The following is a 15801-nucleotide window of genomic DNA, read 5'->3' on the forward strand; positions in this document are numbered from 1 at the left end:
CTGGTAATAAAAGAGGATCTTTGTTTGGCTCAGGCATGAATACACCAAGGAGAATATATGGATATTTTTCCTGCTTACTACTCCCCTTACCTTTTTGCTATCGCATTTGTTGCCCTCGTCGGCGCGGTAGAAATTATTTCCCTTTTCTTTGGTAATGTTATTTCCGGCACCCTTGATTCACATTTAGGTGATTATGATGGCGCCGCCTCTGGCCATTTACAGCAGTTTTTCCACTATTTGAATTTTGGTCGCGTACCTGCGCTGGTAGTGCTTTGCCTTATTGCCGGCGGCTTCGGGTTATCGGGCATTTTGCTTCAACACTTGAGCGTAACCCTTTTCCAGTTTCCCCTGCCCAATCTTCTGCTGACGCCATTTTGTCTGCTCTTTTCCGTGGTCTGCACGCACTACACCGGCAAGCTGCTAGGGCGCTGGCTGCCCGGAGATGAAACCAGCGCCATCACCGAAGAAGATTTTATTGGAAAAATGGCCATCATCACCGGGCATACAGCCTGCGCTGAACGACCATGTGAAGGTAAATTCACAGACAACTTCGGGCAAGTGCATTATTTGCTGCTGGAGCCGGAAGAGGGAAAAGAATTTAAGAAGGGCGATAAGGTACTCATTATTTGTCGGCTTTCCGCAAGCCGGTATCTGGCAGAACTGAATCCCTGGCCGAACGAACTGTAATAATCTAAAGGACGCATTATGGAAAATATGTTGAACGTAGTACCGTCATGGATGACTTCTGCTGTCGTCATTGTTTTAATCCTGCTTGTTATCGGCATTATTTTTGCGCGCCTTTATCGCCGCGCTTCAGCAGAACAGGCTTTCGTGCGAACAGGGCTTGGCGGACAGAAAGTAGTGATGAGCGGCGGTGCGATCGTCATGCCCATCTTTCATGAAATTATTCCTATCAATATGAACACGCTCAAGCTTGAGGTCAGCCGCGCTACCGTCGACAGCCTGATTACCAAAGACCGCATGCGTGTTGATGTTGTTGTTGCCTTTTTTGTGCGCGTAAAACCTTCGGTTGAAGGGATCGCCACCGCCGCCCAGACGTTGGGTCAGCGTACCTTGTCGCCCGAAGATCTCCGCGTGTTAATTGAAGATAAATTCGTTGATGCCCTGCGTGCCACCGCCTCGCAAATGACCATGCATGAGTTGCAGGATACCCGCGAAAACTTCGTACAGGGCGTGCAAAACACCGTGGCTGAAGACCTCTCTAAAAACGGTCTGGAGCTGGAGAGCGTTTCGTTAACCAACTTCAACCAGACGGAAAAGGTGCATTTTAACCCGAACAACGCCTTTGATGCCGAAGGTCTGACAAAACTGACCCAGGAAACCGAGCGTCGTCGCCGGGAGCGTAACGAAGTCGAGCAGGACGTGGAAGTCGCCGTGCGTGAGAAAAACCGCGATGCGCTGGCGCGTAAGCTGGAAATCGAGCAGCAGGAGTCCTTTATGACGCTTGAGCAGGAGCAGCAGGTGAAAACCCGCACGGCCGAGCAGAACGCCAAAATTGCCGCCTTTGAAGCTGAGCGTCGCCGCGAAGCAGAACAGACGCGCATCCTGGCGGAGCGTCAGATCCAGGAGACGGAAATCGAACGTGAGCAGGCCGTGCGTTCCAGAAAAGTCGAAGCTGAACGTGAAGTCCGTATTAAAGAGATCGAGCAGCAGCAGGTAACGGAAATAGCCAACCAGACGAAATCTATCGCCATTGCCGCAAAATCAGAACAGCAGTCGCAGGCTGAAGCCCGTGCAAACGACGCGCTGGCGGAAGCGGTTCGGGCCCAGCAGAACGTGGAAACAACACGGCAGACAGCGGAAGCGGATCGTGCCAAACAGGTCGCGCTGATAGCCGCCGCGCAGGATGCAGAGACCAAAGCGGTCGAACTGACGGTTCGCGCGAAAGCAGAAAAAGAGGCGGCGGAACTGCAGGCGGCGGCCATTGTAGAGCTGGCGGAAGCTGCCCGCAAAAAAGGGCTGGCGGAAGCCGAAGCGCAGCGAGCCCTTAACGATGCTATCAACGTACTGTCCGACGAACAGACCAGCCTGAAGTTCAAACTGGCCCTGTTGCAGGCCCTGCCAGCGGTTATTGAGAAATCCGTTGAGCCGATGAAAGCCATTGATGGCATTAAGATTGTGCAGGTTGACGGTCTGAACCGGGGTGGTGCGGCAAGTAATGCGACAGCAGGTACGGTTAACGGTGGCAATCTCGCGGAGCAGGCATTATCTGCCGCCCTTTCCTATCGTACCCAGGCGCCGCTGATTGATTCATTGCTCAATGAAATTGGCCTTTCAGGTGGGTCGCTGGCTGCCCTGACTGAGCCGTTGAAACAGGACGCTCCCCCTGCGGTCGCGGAGGCAAACACGGCAGATCCGGTGGTTGTCGCGATGGCGGATAAAGTAAAAACCGTCCCGGTTGAAGAATAAGTCTCATCAGGGGCGGACCGGGTGTTAACACCTTGTCCGGCCCCTTCTTAACGATTATTTATCGCTGTCTTTCTGGATTTTTTTGATGATGTTGGTGGTGGAGCAGCCGTCTTCGAAGTTCAGCACCAGCACCTCCCCTCCGTTGGCCCACACCTCTTTACTGCCTGCAATATCTTCCGGCTTGTAATCACCACCTTTGACCAGCAGATCGGGCAGTACACCGGCAATCAGACGCTGCGGCGTATCTTCCTCAAACGAAACAACCCAGTCGACGGCTTCCAGGGCTCCCAGCACAATCATGCGCTGCTCAAGCGGGTTTACCGGCCGCGTTTCGCCCTTCAGACGTTTGGTGGAAGCATCGCTGTTCACCGCCACAATCAGGCGATCGCCAAGCTTGCGCGCATTGGCCAGATAGGAGACATGGCCGGCGTGCAGAATGTCGAACACGCCATTGGTCATCACCACTTTCTCACCACGCTTACGTGCTGCCGCCACAGCGTCACGCAGCTCTTCTTCGGTCATTACGCCAAAGCCGGTTTCGGAACGTCCACGCACCGCATTTTCCAGTTCGATAGGTGAAACGGTGGAAGTCCCCAGTTTCCCCACGACCACACCCGCCGCCGCATTGGCGAAGAAACAGGCCTCTTCGAGCGAGTTACCTGCCGCCAGCGTCGCCGCCAGTACGCCTATCACGGTATCCCCGGCGCCGGTGACATCGTAAACTTCCTGCGCCTGGGTCGGCATATGCAGCGGTGCTTTGCCTGGCTGTAACAAGGTCATGCCCTGTTCAGAGCGTGTAACCAGCAGTGCGGAGAGTTCGAAATCAGCGATCAGGGCCATGCCGCGCTCGACAATTTCAGCTTCGCTTTTGCATTTTCCGGCTACCGCTTCAAATTCAGAAAGATTAGGGGTCAGCAGTGTGGCCCCCCGGTAGCGTTCGAAATCGGTCCCTTTCGGGTCGATCAGCACCGGTACATTGGCGTTACGTGCCAGCTGGATCATCTGCTGAATACTGACGAGCGCACCTTTCGCATAATCAGAAAGCACCAGCGCGCCAATGCTACCGAGCGCCTGGCTTATTCTATCGTGCATTGGTTGCGGATCGACCCCGTCGAAGCCCTCTTCAAAATCGAGGCGAATCAGTTGCTGATTGCGCGACAACACGCGCAGCTTGGTGATCGTCGGATGGGTCGGGACGGAGACGAAGTCGCATTTAACGTTAACGTCGGCCAGCGCTTTGCTCAGAGCACGTGCAGCGTCATCAATGCCCGTTAACCCCACCAGACGAGCCGTTGCGCCAAGGGAAGCAATGTTCATCGCCACGTTTGCCGCACCGCCAGGGCGCTCTTCAATCGTATCGACTTTTACCACCGGCACCGGTGCTTCAGGGGAGATACGGCTGGTAGGGCCGTACCAGTAACGATCCAACATTACATCGCCAACAACCAGCACACCTGCTTGATTAAACTCTGGCAGCGTTACTTTCATTCCAGTCTCCTGAGAGATGCAAAATTTGCGCGCGATAATATCATACTTAGGCTTCCGCGCACGGCTCCACCAGCCACTTGTTCCAGCAGGCCCTTACCATCGCCCGCTCCGCCACGAAACAGCTCTGCGGCATGTGCCCCGGTAACTCCTGCAGTGCCAGATGGTGCAGCTCATCGCGCAGCGTGGTATAGGCCAGGGTCAGCGCGCGCGCCTCCTGCTCATCCATAATATCGTTTTGCGCGAGCAGCTCGAGAATGCGCACATTATCGGACCAGCGCGTGAGCTTCGGCTTTTCATGGGCATAGCGCAGCACCAGATACTGCGTAATAAATTCGATGTCGGTAATGCCGCCTTCGTCCGCTTTAATATCAAAGCGATCGCGATGTTTGTTACCCAGATGGGCGCGCATTTTTTCACGCATCTCGCGCACGTCGGTTTGTAGTGTGTTGCCATCACGCTGCGTCATCATGATGTCGCGGCGAATCGCGTCGAACTGAGTGGTCAGTAGCGGATCGCCATAGACCACGCGCGCGCGTACCAGGGCCTGGTGTTCCCAGGTCCAGGCTTCATTATGCTGATAATCTGCGAAAGATTCCGTTGAGGTGACCAGCATACCCGCCGCCCCAGACGGGCGCAGGCGGGCATCCACCTCATACAAAATGCCGGACGACGTACGGGTACTGAACAGATGCATGACGCGCTGTGCAAGACGCAGGTAGAACTGGCGCCCATCTATCTCACGCTCGCCGTCGGTCATCACATCGGCCGGACAGTCATGAAGAAAAATCAAATCCAGATCGGAGCTGTAACCCAGCTCCCACCCACCCAGCTTGCCATAACCCACCACGGCAAAACCGCGACCCTGCCGGTCATGTAAGTGTTTTGGCTGCCCGTAACGGGACACCATCAGACTCCACGCCTGCTGCACCACCGCATCAATCATTGCTTCGGCAAGCCAGGTTAAGTGATCGCTCACTTTCATTACCGGCAGCGTGCCTGCAATATCTGCCGCCGCCACGCGCAGCATTTGCGCCTGTTTAAACTGACGCAGCGCCTCCAGCTGTTGCTCTTCGTCGTCATCGGGCACGCGCAGCAGATACTGGCGCAATTCGTCACGATAAGCATTCATTGCTGTAGGCTGATAGAGCGTGTTCGGGTCGAGCAGCTCATCCAGCAGCAACGGGTAGCGCGCCAGTTTACCGGCCACCATCGGCGAGGCTGCGCAGAGAGAAATCAAATGTTTACGTGCGCCAGGGAATTCACTTAGCAGCTCAAGATAGGTGGTCCGAGTGACGATCCCCGTCAGCAGCGGCGTAATGCGCGATAAGGGTACGGGAGCGTCATCACGGGAACAGACATCGCTCAGCAAATGTGGCATCAGATGGTCAAGCACCTGACGACCACGCGGGCCAATAGTGCGTTTGTCCAGCTCTTTGCGGAACTCGGCAATCAGCACCAGCACACGATGGCGATCATCATCAGACAGATGCGCCAGCGCGGGGGTACTGTCATCTTCCTGCAAGGCGTCCTGCCATAACTCACGCCAGTGTTCAGCCAGGGCGTCATCCTGCGCTTCGGTAGCATCGTCTTCGCCAATCAGCGCGTTGAATATTCGCCGCACTGCCGCCATCTGTTGTGCCAGGGTTGCCGTTAAACTCTCCCAGTCCGCCATCCCCATCCCCCAGCAGAGACGGGCGCGATTCAGTTCATCACCCGGCAGGGTCTGGGTCTGTTCATCATTAATGCTCTGCAGCAGGTTCTCCAGACGGCGCAGGAAAAGATAGGCATCACGCAGCGTGGGGGCATCATTTTCTGGTAGCAGGCCGAGTTGCGCAATGGCTTCAAGGGTGGGTAACAACGAGCGGGATTGCAGCGTCGGCTCACGTCCACCACGAATAAGCTGAAAGACCTGGACGATAAATTCGATTTCGCGAATACCGCCCGCCCCAAGCTTAATATTATCGACCAGCCCACGACGGCGCACCTCGCGGGCAATCATCCCTTTCATGTTACGCAGCGACTGGATCACGCTAAAATCGATATAACGTCGGAAGACAAAAGGCCGCAGCATGGCGCGTAACTCAGTGGCATAGACATCATCCTGGTCACCCATAATGCGCGCTTTGACCATTGCATAACGCTCCCAGTCACGCCCCTGCTCCTGATAGTAATCCTCCAGCGCAGCGAAACTGAGCACCAGCGGCCCGCTTTCACCAAAGGGGCGCAGGCGCATGTCCACACGGTAGACAAAACCATCCTGAGTGGGCTGATCCAGCACTTTAATCAGGCGCTGACCCAGGCGGGTAAAGAACTGCGCATTATCAAGCTCACGCCGTCCGCCCTGCGTGGTGCCGTTTTCCGGCCAGGCGAAAATCAGATCGATATCCGAGGAGAAGTTAAGCTCCCCGCCCCCCAGTTTTCCCATGCCCAGGATGAGCAGCGGCTGCGCGTCACCCTGCGCATTGCTCGGGGTGCCCCACTCTTTACAGCAGGCCGCATATAACCAGTCACGAGCGGCAACAATCACTGTTTCTGCCAGCACGCTGAGCTGTTGCAGCGTATCCTGTTCAGCCACCAGCGACAGGGATTGCGCCCAGGCAATACGCACCATCGTGCGACGGCGAAACAGACGCAGCACGTGCATAAGCGTGGCCTCATCCGTTACCCTTTCCAGTGATTCGCGCAACGTATCGGCATAACCCTGCCACTCCTCCGCCTGCGGTGGGGCGCTCTCCAGTTCAGCCAGCCAGTCAGGATGGGCAATAAGACTGTCCTGAACAAAATCACTAAAAGTAAGCACTGACTTCGCCTGCTCACTAAATGGTTGCTGGCGTAGTGACTCAGGCAGACGCGCCAGTACGGTCTGCCAGTGCTGCTGTAACTGTGAGGATTGCGGCATCATGGGGGGTGTCCTTCACCGGATTAGCGTTTTCCGCTGTGGAGCCAGAAAGGAGACTGGCAGATCGCCTCATTGCGAAAATGTTCAATCTCAATGTGCTGACGAGTGACGATGGCGTGATGTAAACCCTGCCAGTTTTCGATCCAGGCATGTGCCAGCGCGTTGTCATAATACCCCGCCAGCAGCAGGACGCTGTCGATGTCCCTCGCCAGGCGCGGCAACTGATCGCGGTAACTGTCGCCAAGCGGGTGGGCAAAGGTTTTTTTCAGCTCCGAGGCGCTACGTGATAAATGGGTATCGGCAAAGCGCTTAAAGGAGTCGGCGAATTTCGCCTGCGCTTTTTCATCCAGGAACTGACGCCAGCCCTGGCTGACCAACCACTCGGTCAACAGCAGTTTTGCGCTGGATGCCTCTGCACTCCAGGCGGCCGTTACGGCAGAGACATCGGAGGTGAGGGTCGCTTCCGTCTGCGTCAGCAAATCACGCAGCCGCGCGCTGGCTTTACGTGGCACAATGCCGCCAAACAGCATCAGCGTATGGCGAATCAGGCTGATGGCAGCCTGTACCTCCTCTTTCGCACGATGGTCCCCGCGCACCCAGAGCTCTTCGTGGTACTGCCAGTGGGAGAGCGCGGTTTCCAGCGCCGTGGCAAACCCTGTTTCCGTAGAGGCTTTAGCCGGGACTTTCATAATCGTCAGGGCACGACGCTCGCGCGCAGGATTTCCCTGTGCCAGATGATAACCGCGCGCGGCTTTGCTGAGGCTTCCCTGACGCAGGCCGGACTGGGTAACCAGCTGGCGCGCCAGTTTAAGGATGTCAGCCGGATCGCCGCTCAGGAGTTCCAGCTCCATCTCGCAGAGAGGTTCAGCATGCTCACCCGCTTTCACCTCACCGAGGTCAAGGCCAATTTCAATCCGGCTTTCACCAACGCTGACCAGCCATTTTTCCCGGAAGAAATCGGTGCTGAACAGCGGCTGAACACGTTCGGCAAGATCCTCAGGCAGATGACCTTCCGGCCAGACTTCCACGGGAAACCGTGACAGTTCCAGTTCGGGTTTATCCAGAGCAATGTTATATTCCGGGCGTTGATGTAACCCGCCAACCACACGGCCAGCGATTTTCATCGTCATTTCGTACTTGCCGTCGTACCCGCGAATACGTAACCCCATATCATGACGACGTAGCCAGTTATCCGGCGTCTCGTAATAGATATTGAGTAACTGAGACGCCGCGACATGCTCGCCAGTAAGGGTATGAAGATGATGACGAAGCGTGTCGACGCTATCGGGATGAACGTAAAACTTTAATTCGATTTCCTGAGCCATGGCTTTGCACTTATGGTTATGTCACATCAGTGGAAATTTCGGCGAACTAACGCGCCAGATGTTTGTCAGTAGATAGTATTTTGTGTCAGATTGCCATGCAATGCGCTTTCTTGCAGGAGCAAATGTTCATTTATGCGTTCTGTTCGACCTGGAAGATTCCGATTGATGCCGCCTGCCAGCTGTCGTCAGACTGTTGGCATTATTACCGTTCACGTTTAAAGATAATAACGACTGCCTGATGCTTAAATTACGCCTGATTGGATTAACCTTATTTGCGCTTAGCGTTTCCACCCTGGCTCACGCCGAAGAAAAACGTTACGTTTCTGATGAATTGAACACCTGGGTACGCAGTGGCCCGGGCGACAATTACCGCCTGCTGGGTACGCTGAACGCGGGCGAAGAGGTAGAACTGCTGCAAACTAACGATGCCAGCAATTATGCCCAAATCCGTGATAACACCGGCCGCACGGCCTGGATCCCCCTGAAAGAGTTAAACACGCAGCCAAGCCTGCGCACCCGCGTTCCCGATCTCGAAAATCAGGTTAAGACGCTGACCGAAAAACTCAATAACATTGATAACACCTGGAACCAGCGCACCGCAGAAATGCAGCAAAAAGTGGCCGGTAGCGATAGCGCAATTAACGACCTGAAGGCAGAGAATCAAAAGCTCAAAAATGAGTTGATTGTCGCCCAGAAGAAAGTGAATGCAGCGAACCTGCAACTTGACGATAAGCAACGCACCATCATCATGCAGTGGTTTATGTACGGCGGTGGCGTGCTGGGTGTTGGCCTGTTCCTCGGCCTGGTATTGCCGCACCTCATCCCTACCCGCAAGCGTAAAGATCGCTGGATGAACTAACCGATTAGCCATCTTCTGCACGCTTACGTATTATCTGTCGGCTAAAATGAAGAACCTGTCGCACTCTCGTGGCAGGTTCAGCTAAGCGTCAGCAGACGTAAGGAGCAGGACGGCGTGAAGAGTTATCTGGTCGGTGGTGCAGTTCGTGATGCGTTATTAGGTCTGCCGGTCAAAGACAAAGATTGGGTAGTAGTGGGTGCAACGCCCGAAGCAATGCTCGACGCGGGCTACCAGCAGGTAGGCCGTGATTTTCCCGTGTTTCTCCATCCTCAAAGCCATGAAGAGTATGCCCTTGCCCGAACCGAGCGAAAATCCGGTTTCGGCTACACCGGTTTTACCTGCTATGCCGCACCGGATGTCACGCTTGAGCAAGACCTGTTGCGCCGTGATCTGACCGTCAATGCCCTCGCACAGGACAGTGATGGCAACATTATTGACCCCTACGGCGGGCAGCAGGACCTGAGTAATCGCCTGCTTCGCCATGTCTCCCCGGCCTTTGCTGAAGATCCCCTGCGCGTACTGCGCGTGGCTCGTTTCGCCGCCCGCTATGCACACCTGGGTTTTCGCATTGCTGATGAAACCATGACGCTAATGCGCGACGTGACAGCCGCTGGCGAGCTGGCGCATTTAACACCTGAGCGCGTCTGGAAAGAGATGGAGAATGCGCTCAGAAGCCGCAACCCTCAGGTTTTTTTCCAGACGCTACGCGACTGCGGCGCTCTGAAAGTGCTTTTCCCGGAAGTGGATGTGCTGTTTGGCATTCCGGCACCCGCCAAATGGCACCCGGAGATTGATACCGGCGTACATACGCTGATGACCGTCTCGATGGCCGCCATGCTCAGCCCGGAGGTCGATGTTCGCTTCGCGACCCTCTGCCACGATCTTGGCAAAGGGCTCACACCACCTGAACTATGGCCTCGCCACCACGGACATGGTCCCGCTGGCGTGAGGCTGGTGGACGGTGTATGTCGACGTTTTCGCGTACCGAACGAGATCCGCGATCTGGCAAAACTGGTGGCTGAATTTCACGATCTGATCCACACCTTCCCGATTCTGCAGCCTAAAACCATCGTCAAGCTGTTCGATACTATCGACGCCTGGCGCAAACCCGTGCGCGTGGAGCAAATCGCTCTGACCAGCGAAGCGGATGTGCGTGGACGAGCGGGCCTGGAAGCCAGTGACTATCCGCAGGGGCGTCTGCTGCGTGAGGCGTGGGATGTCGCACGCAGTGTGCCAACCAAAGCGGTCATTGAGGCAGGTTTTAAAGGAAGTGAGGTGCGGGAGGAGCTGACGCGTCGACGCATTGAGGCCGTCAGGCTCTGGAAAGAACATCGCTGCCCTCAGCCCAAAGACTGAGGGCATCAGCGTTACACGAAGATCATGTAGACAGCGGCTGCGACGATAAAACGGTAAATCGCAAAAGGGATGAACGAAATACGTTTAATCAGATGCAGGAAGGTTTTAATCGCCACCAGCGCCACAATGAATGCCGTCACAAAACCGACGGCAAACATCGGGATATCCCCTGCGGTAAGGAATTTCATGCTTTTATAGAGATCCAGCGCCGTTGCCCCCATCATCATCGGCACCGCCAGCAAAAACGAGAATTCCGATGCAGCATAACGGCTTACGCCCATCAGCATGCCGCCGGAAATCGTGGCACCCGAACGCGAGAAGCCCGGCCAGAGAGCCAGACACTGAAAACAGCCAATCATAAAGGCCTGCAGGTAAGTCATATCATCCACGCCCGGAGCGCGCGGCGTTTTCGGTTTAAACATTTCCGCGGCAATCAGCAAAACGCCGCCCACCACCAGGGCATACATGACGTTAACAGGGTTAAACAGCGACTTGATGGCGTCGTGGAATACCAGCCCCAGCACCACGGCCGGGATCATACCCAGCAGAATGTGGCCTAACGTCAGACGACGTTGCCCTGTTCCTTCATGAGGAGGGTGACCAAAGTGGATGCCAATTAACCCGAACAGACGCCGCCAGAACATCACCACCACGGCCAGAATTGAACCTAACTGAATGACCACTTCAAAGGTTTTTGCCGTCTCTCCTTCAAACCCCAGCAGATGCCCCACAATAATCATGTGGCCTGTACTGGAAACCGGTAAAAACTCCGTCAATCCTTCGACAACACCCAAAATTGCTGCCACCAGCAGCGAGTGCATATCGCTCATCAAATACCCCTACACATAAAAAACGGCTACCCTCCAGGGAAGCCGCAAAACGGTCATCACGTATGACCAGAAGACTAGCGTTTGGTTTAACGATTATGAATTTAAATAATTTTTTTCGGATTATTGCCACGCTCAATGATAACGCCGACATTTGCCGCACGCGCAACCGCGCCTGGCTTGCTCAATTTGATCCGCACCCAGGGTGAGTTAAAGCGGCTCAGCAGTAAGTCCGCGACCTCTTCCGCCACCCTTTCTACTAATGCGAACCGAGCACCTTCCACATGGCCAATTACCGTTTCGGCAATATCGGCATAACTCAAACAATCGCTGACATCATCGCTTTTTGCTGCCTGGCGGTTGTCCCATGCCATTTCGATATCGAAAACCAACTTTTGTTCGATGGTTTGTTCCCAGTCATACACACCAATAGTGGTGATTACCGAAAGTTGCTCTATAAATACAATGTCCATCACGCCCCACCTGCTTTTTGGCTAACCTGGATACCACTTTCCATAAATTGTGCGTATTATCCACTGATGCAGAAAATAAAACGACATTTTCACAATGGAACAGCGTTATGAGTGCAATCGCGCCTGGGATGATCCTCCTCGCGTACCTTTGTGGCTCAATATCCAGCGCCATTCTGGTCTGCCGCATCGCCGGTCTGCCTGACCCTCGCGAGAGTGGTTCCGGTAACCCCGGAGCGACCAACGTTTTAAGAATTGGCGGCAAGGGAGCAGCCGTAACGGTACTGATTTTCGATGTGCTAAAAGGCATGTTACCCGTCTGGGGCGCCTATGCTCTGGGCGTCACGCCATTCTGGCTTGGGCTTATTGCCATTGCCGCCTGTTTAGGCCACATCTGGCCCGTTTTCTTTCGTTTTCAGGGGGGAAAAGGGGTCGCAACCGCCTTTGGTGCCATTGCCCCTATCGGCTGGGATTTAACGGGCGTGATGGCCGGCACCTGGCTGTTAAGCGTGCTGCTTAGTGGTTATTCATCGCTGGGTGCGATTGTCAGCGCGTTAATTGCGCCCTTCTACGTCTGGTGGTTTAAACCACAGTTTACCTTTCCGGTCGCCATGCTCTCCTGCCTGATTCTGATTCGCCATCACGACAATATTCAGCGTCTGTGGCGGCATCAGGAGACAAAAATCTGGCACAAGCTGAAGAAGAAAAAAGAGGCGGATAAGCCGTAAGACGAAGCATAAAAGCCCGGTAAGCCACATGCCACCGGGCAATCTGTTATGCAGCAGGCAGTTCAGACAGCGGCCAGCGCGGGCGCACCGTCACACCTAATCCAGCAGGTTCCCCCACTTTCAGACGTACCATGCCCGCATAGGCAATCATCGCGCCATTATCGGTACAAAACTCAGGGCGGGCATAAAACACCTCGCCGCGACGCTTTTTCATCATCTCGGCGAGCTTCGTGCGCAGTGTACGGTTAGCACTCACGCCACCGGCCATCACCAGCCGGGAAAAACCGGTCTGATCCAGGGCACGCTTGCACTTAATCATCAGCGTATCGACTACCGCATCCTCAAACGCACGGGCGATATTGGCACGGGTCTGGTCGTCGTTGCCATTATTACGAATCGTGTTCGCCGCGAAGGTTTTCAGGCCGGAGAAGCTGAAATCCAGCCCCGGACGGTCGGTCATCGGGCGCGGGAAAACAAAGTGACCTTCTTCGCCCTGAGCAGCCAGTTTAGAGAGCATCGGGCCGCCGGGGTAATCCAGCCCCAGGAGTTTCGCTGTCTTATCGAAAGCTTCACCCGCGGCATCATCAATGGACTCACCCAGCAGTTCATAGTGACCGATGCCCGTCACGCTGATTAGCTGAGTATGACCACCAGAGACCAGCAGCGCGACAAAGGGGAAGTCAGGCGGATTATCCTCCAGCATGGGCGCCAGCAGATGGCCTTCCATGTGGTGCACCGGAATGGCCGGCACGTTCCAGGCGAACGCCAGTGAACGCCCCACGGTCGCCCCGACCAGCAGCGCGCCCACAAGCCCCGGACCGGCGGTATACGCCACGGCATCAATATCTTGTGCTGTCAGGCCTGCTTCTTTGATTGCCGCCTGGATCAGCGGTACCGTTTTGCGAACGTGATCGCGGGAAGCCAGTTCCGGCACCACGCCGCCGTAGTCGGCATGAAGTTTTACCTGACTATACAGTTGGTTGGCGATTAAGCCTTTTTCGTCGTCGTAAATCGCGATGCCAGTTTCATCGCAGGATGTTTCTATACCCAGTACACGCATGGCTATTTTTACCTCGCTTTTATGCCGCGCAGTGTAGGTCCAATGGGCCTTGTTGTAAAACTTTACTCTCCCCTTGAAAGGAGTTCGTGTATACTCCCCTCCCTTACAAAAGTCCCTTTCAAAAACGGTAGTGGTGCTTTACAAAGCAGCAGCTGTTGAAGTAAAATTCCGCACCATTTTGAAATAAGCTGGCGTTGATGCCAGCGGCAAACCGAATTTATTAAGGTGAGAGTTACATGCCGGTAATTAAAGTACGTGAAAACGAGCCGTTCGACGTAGCACTGCGTCGCTTCAAACGTTCCTGCGAGAAAGCAGGTGTTCTGGCGGAAGTTCGTCGTCGTGAGTTCTATGAAAAACCGACTACCGAACGCAAACGCGCCAAAGCATCCGCAGTGAAACGTCACGCGAAGAAACTGGCTCGCGAAAACGCACGCCGTACTCGTCTGTACTAATCTCCTGAGGGCTTAAGCTCTCAGAACAGACAGAGTTGTAGTTGAAAGGCCGTGCTTCCGAAAGGAATGCGCGGCTTATTTTCGTTTATGAATTGTTAAAAATGAATGGGGCATATGGCTGGACGAATCCCACGTGTTTTTATCAATGACCTGCTGGCACGCACGGACATCATCGATCTGATCGATGCGCGGGTGAAGCTGAAAAAGCAGGGCAAGAACTGGCACGCTTGCTGCCCTTTCCATAACGAAAAAAGTCCTTCCTTCACCGTGAACGGTGAAAAACAGTTTTATCACTGCTTCGGCTGTGGGGTGCACGGCAACGCTATCGATTTTCTGATGAACTACGACAAGCTCGAGTTCGTGGAAACCGTCGAAGAGCTGGCGGCCATGCATAACCTGGAAGTGCCTTATGAAGCAGGCAGCGGGCCCAGTCAGATAGAGCGCCACCAGCGGCAAAGTCTCTATCAGTTGATGGATGGTCTGAATGCGTTTTATCAGCAATCCCTGACGCATTCTGCAGCGGAACCGGCGCGCCAGTATCTGGAAAGACGCGGTTTGAGCAGCGATGTCATCGCCCGTTTTGCGATTGGTTACGCCCCTCCCGGCTGGGACAACGTCTTAAAGCGTTTTGGTGCAAACCAGGAAAATCGTCAATCTCTGATTGATGCGGGCATGCTGGTCACTAACGATCAGGGGCGTAGTTACGATCGCTTTCGCGAAAGGGTGATGTTCCCCATCCGTGATAAACGCGGTCGGGTGATAGGTTTTGGTGGGCGCGTTCTGGGTAACGACACGCCTAAGTACCTTAACTCACCAGAAACGGACATTTTCCATAAAGGTCGTCAACTGTATGGCCTTTATGAAGCCCAGCAGGCGAGTGATGAACCTCAACGGCTTCTTGTCGTCGAAGGGTATATGGACGTCGTCGCGCTGGCGCAATATGACATTAACTATGCGGTGGCGTCGCTGGGCACGTCTACAACGGCGGATCACATACAGCTGTTGTTTCGGGCGACCAAAAACGTCATTTGCTGTTACGACGGCGATCGGGCAGGTCGTGACGCCGCCTGGCGTGCGCTGGAGACGGCGCTGCCATACATGAACGATGGCAGGCAGTTGCGCTTTATGTTTCTGCCTGACGGTGAAGATCCGGATACGCTGGTGCGTAAAGAGGGCAAAGCGGCTTTTGAAGCACGAATGGAGCAGGCTCTGCCCCTTTCAACGTTTCTGTTTAACAGTTTGTTGCCGCAAGCCGATCTGACAACACCGGACGGCACAACGCAGCTTGCTGCACTGGCGCTGCCTTTGATTAGCCAGGTACCCGGCGAGACACTGCGCATTCAGTTGCGTCAGCTGTTAGGCAACAAGATTGGCATTTTCGACGATGCTCAGCTTGATCGTTTAATGCCAAAACAGGCAGAAAATGCCGCGCCGCGCCCGGGTCCTCAGCTAAAACGCACAACCATGCGTATACTTATAGGGTTGCTGGTACAAAGCCCTGAACTGGCGCCTCTGGTGCCACCGTTGACGGGTCTTGATGATTCAAAAATGGCCGGACTTGGCTTATTTGCAGAACTGGTCAACACTTGTCTGTCACAGCCTGGTCTAACCACCGGACAACTGCTCGAACAGTATCGCGGCACAAAAGAAGCCGCGACCCTTGAAAAACTGGCCACGTGGGACGATATAGCAGATAAGGACATTGCAGAAAAAACGTTCACCGATGCGCTCAATCATATGTTCGATTCGATGCTTGAACGGCGGCAGGAAGAGTTGATAGCTCGCGACCGCACACACGGCTTAAGCAGCGAAGAACGCCGGGAACTCTGGCAACTAAACCAGGAACTGGCAAAAAAGTAAATTCAACGGCTTAAGTGCCGATAATCGTTCGGGAAGCGCCCGACAGC

At 54.7% G+C, this 15801-nt stretch carries 13 protein-coding genes; 7 read left to right on the forward strand and 6 right to left on the reverse strand.

What is annotated here, in order from left to right:
* Nucleotides 1-57 precede the first annotated feature (57 nt).
* Both M1D91_RS19805 and M1D91_RS19810 read left to right on the forward strand, forming a co-directional pair.
* Nucleotides 58-687, forward strand: a complete 630-nt coding sequence (locus M1D91_RS19805) for an OB-fold-containig protein (protein ID WP_437432424.1) — start codon at nucleotides 58-60, stop codon at nucleotides 685-687.
* Nucleotides 688-705: 18 nt separating this feature from the next.
* A complete protein-coding gene (locus M1D91_RS19810; protein ID WP_437432423.1) occupies nucleotides 706-2430 on the forward strand; it encodes a flotillin family protein in 1725 nt (574 codons plus the stop codon).
* A 54-nt stretch (nucleotides 2431-2484) separates the two neighbouring features.
* Here M1D91_RS19810 and hldE read toward each other — a convergent pair whose 3' ends face one another.
* Genes hldE through M1D91_RS19825 form a run of 3 tightly spaced genes read right to left on the reverse strand, consistent with a single transcriptional unit; the run spans nucleotide 2485 to nucleotide 8142 of the window.
* Complete coding sequence (gene hldE, locus M1D91_RS19815) at nucleotides 2485-3918, reverse strand: bifunctional D-glycero-beta-D-manno-heptose-7-phosphate kinase/D-glycero-beta-D-manno-heptose 1-phosphate adenylyltransferase HldE (protein ID WP_437432422.1); 1434 nt, start codon at nucleotides 3916-3918, stop codon at nucleotides 2485-2487.
* A 46-nt stretch (nucleotides 3919-3964) separates the two neighbouring features.
* On the reverse strand, nucleotides 3965-6820 hold the full coding sequence (gene glnE, locus M1D91_RS19820) for a bifunctional [glutamate--ammonia ligase]-adenylyl-L-tyrosine phosphorylase/[glutamate--ammonia-ligase] adenylyltransferase (RefSeq protein WP_437432421.1): 2856 nt from the start codon (nucleotides 6818-6820) through the stop codon (nucleotides 3965-3967).
* Between the two features lie 20 nt (nucleotides 6821-6840).
* Nucleotides 6841-8142 carry a CYTH domain-containing protein gene (locus M1D91_RS19825; protein WP_437432420.1) on the reverse strand — a complete coding sequence of 434 codons (1302 nt, stop codon included), beginning with the start codon at nucleotides 8140-8142 and terminating at the stop codon, nucleotides 6841-6843.
* Between the two features lie 238 nt (nucleotides 8143-8380).
* Between M1D91_RS19825 and M1D91_RS19830 the strand changes: the two genes are divergently transcribed.
* The gene (locus M1D91_RS19830) at nucleotides 8381-9001 is read left to right on the forward strand and encodes a TIGR04211 family SH3 domain-containing protein (protein ID WP_437432419.1); all 621 of its coding nucleotides are present in this window, start codon (nucleotides 8381-8383) and stop codon (nucleotides 8999-9001) included.
* Between the two features lie 114 nt (nucleotides 9002-9115).
* Entirely contained in the window at nucleotides 9116-10357 is a 1242-nt protein-coding gene (locus M1D91_RS19835) for a multifunctional CCA addition/repair protein (RefSeq protein ID WP_437432418.1), read from the forward strand.
* Between the two features lie 11 nt (nucleotides 10358-10368).
* On the opposite strand, the gene bacA is transcribed toward M1D91_RS19835, so the two are convergent.
* Together bacA and folB are read right to left on the reverse strand one after the other, a co-directional pair.
* Entirely contained in the window at nucleotides 10369-11187 is an 819-nt protein-coding gene (gene bacA, locus M1D91_RS19840; RefSeq protein WP_437432417.1) for an undecaprenyl-diphosphate phosphatase, read from the reverse strand.
* A gap of 101 nt (nucleotides 11188-11288) precedes the next feature.
* Nucleotides 11289-11657, reverse strand: coding sequence for a bifunctional dihydroneopterin aldolase/7,8-dihydroneopterin epimerase (gene folB, locus M1D91_RS19845; protein WP_437432416.1), 369 nt, complete (start codon nucleotides 11655-11657; stop codon nucleotides 11289-11291).
* A gap of 107 nt (nucleotides 11658-11764) precedes the next feature.
* Between folB and plsY the strand changes: the two genes are divergently transcribed.
* Nucleotides 11765-12382, forward strand: a complete 618-nt coding sequence (plsY, locus tag M1D91_RS19850) for a glycerol-3-phosphate 1-O-acyltransferase PlsY (protein WP_437432415.1) — start codon at nucleotides 11765-11767, stop codon at nucleotides 12380-12382.
* Between the two features lie 46 nt (nucleotides 12383-12428).
* On the opposite strand, the gene tsaD is transcribed toward plsY, so the two are convergent.
* The gene (tsaD, locus tag M1D91_RS19855; RefSeq protein ID WP_437432414.1) at nucleotides 12429-13442 is read right to left on the reverse strand and encodes a tRNA (adenosine(37)-N6)-threonylcarbamoyltransferase complex transferase subunit TsaD; all 1014 of its coding nucleotides are present in this window, start codon (nucleotides 13440-13442) and stop codon (nucleotides 12429-12431) included.
* Between the two features lie 236 nt (nucleotides 13443-13678).
* On the opposite strand from tsaD, the gene rpsU reads away from it, so the two are divergent.
* The gene (gene rpsU, locus M1D91_RS19860; protein ID WP_001144069.1) at nucleotides 13679-13894 is read left to right on the forward strand and encodes a 30S ribosomal protein S21; all 216 of its coding nucleotides are present in this window, start codon (nucleotides 13679-13681) and stop codon (nucleotides 13892-13894) included.
* A gap of 114 nt (nucleotides 13895-14008) precedes the next feature.
* The gene (dnaG, locus tag M1D91_RS19865; protein ID WP_437432413.1) at nucleotides 14009-15754 is read left to right on the forward strand and encodes a DNA primase; all 1746 of its coding nucleotides are present in this window, start codon (nucleotides 14009-14011) and stop codon (nucleotides 15752-15754) included.
* Nucleotides 15755-15801: the final 47 nt, after the last annotated feature.

The organism is Enterobacter sp. SA197 (assembly GCF_054131575.1).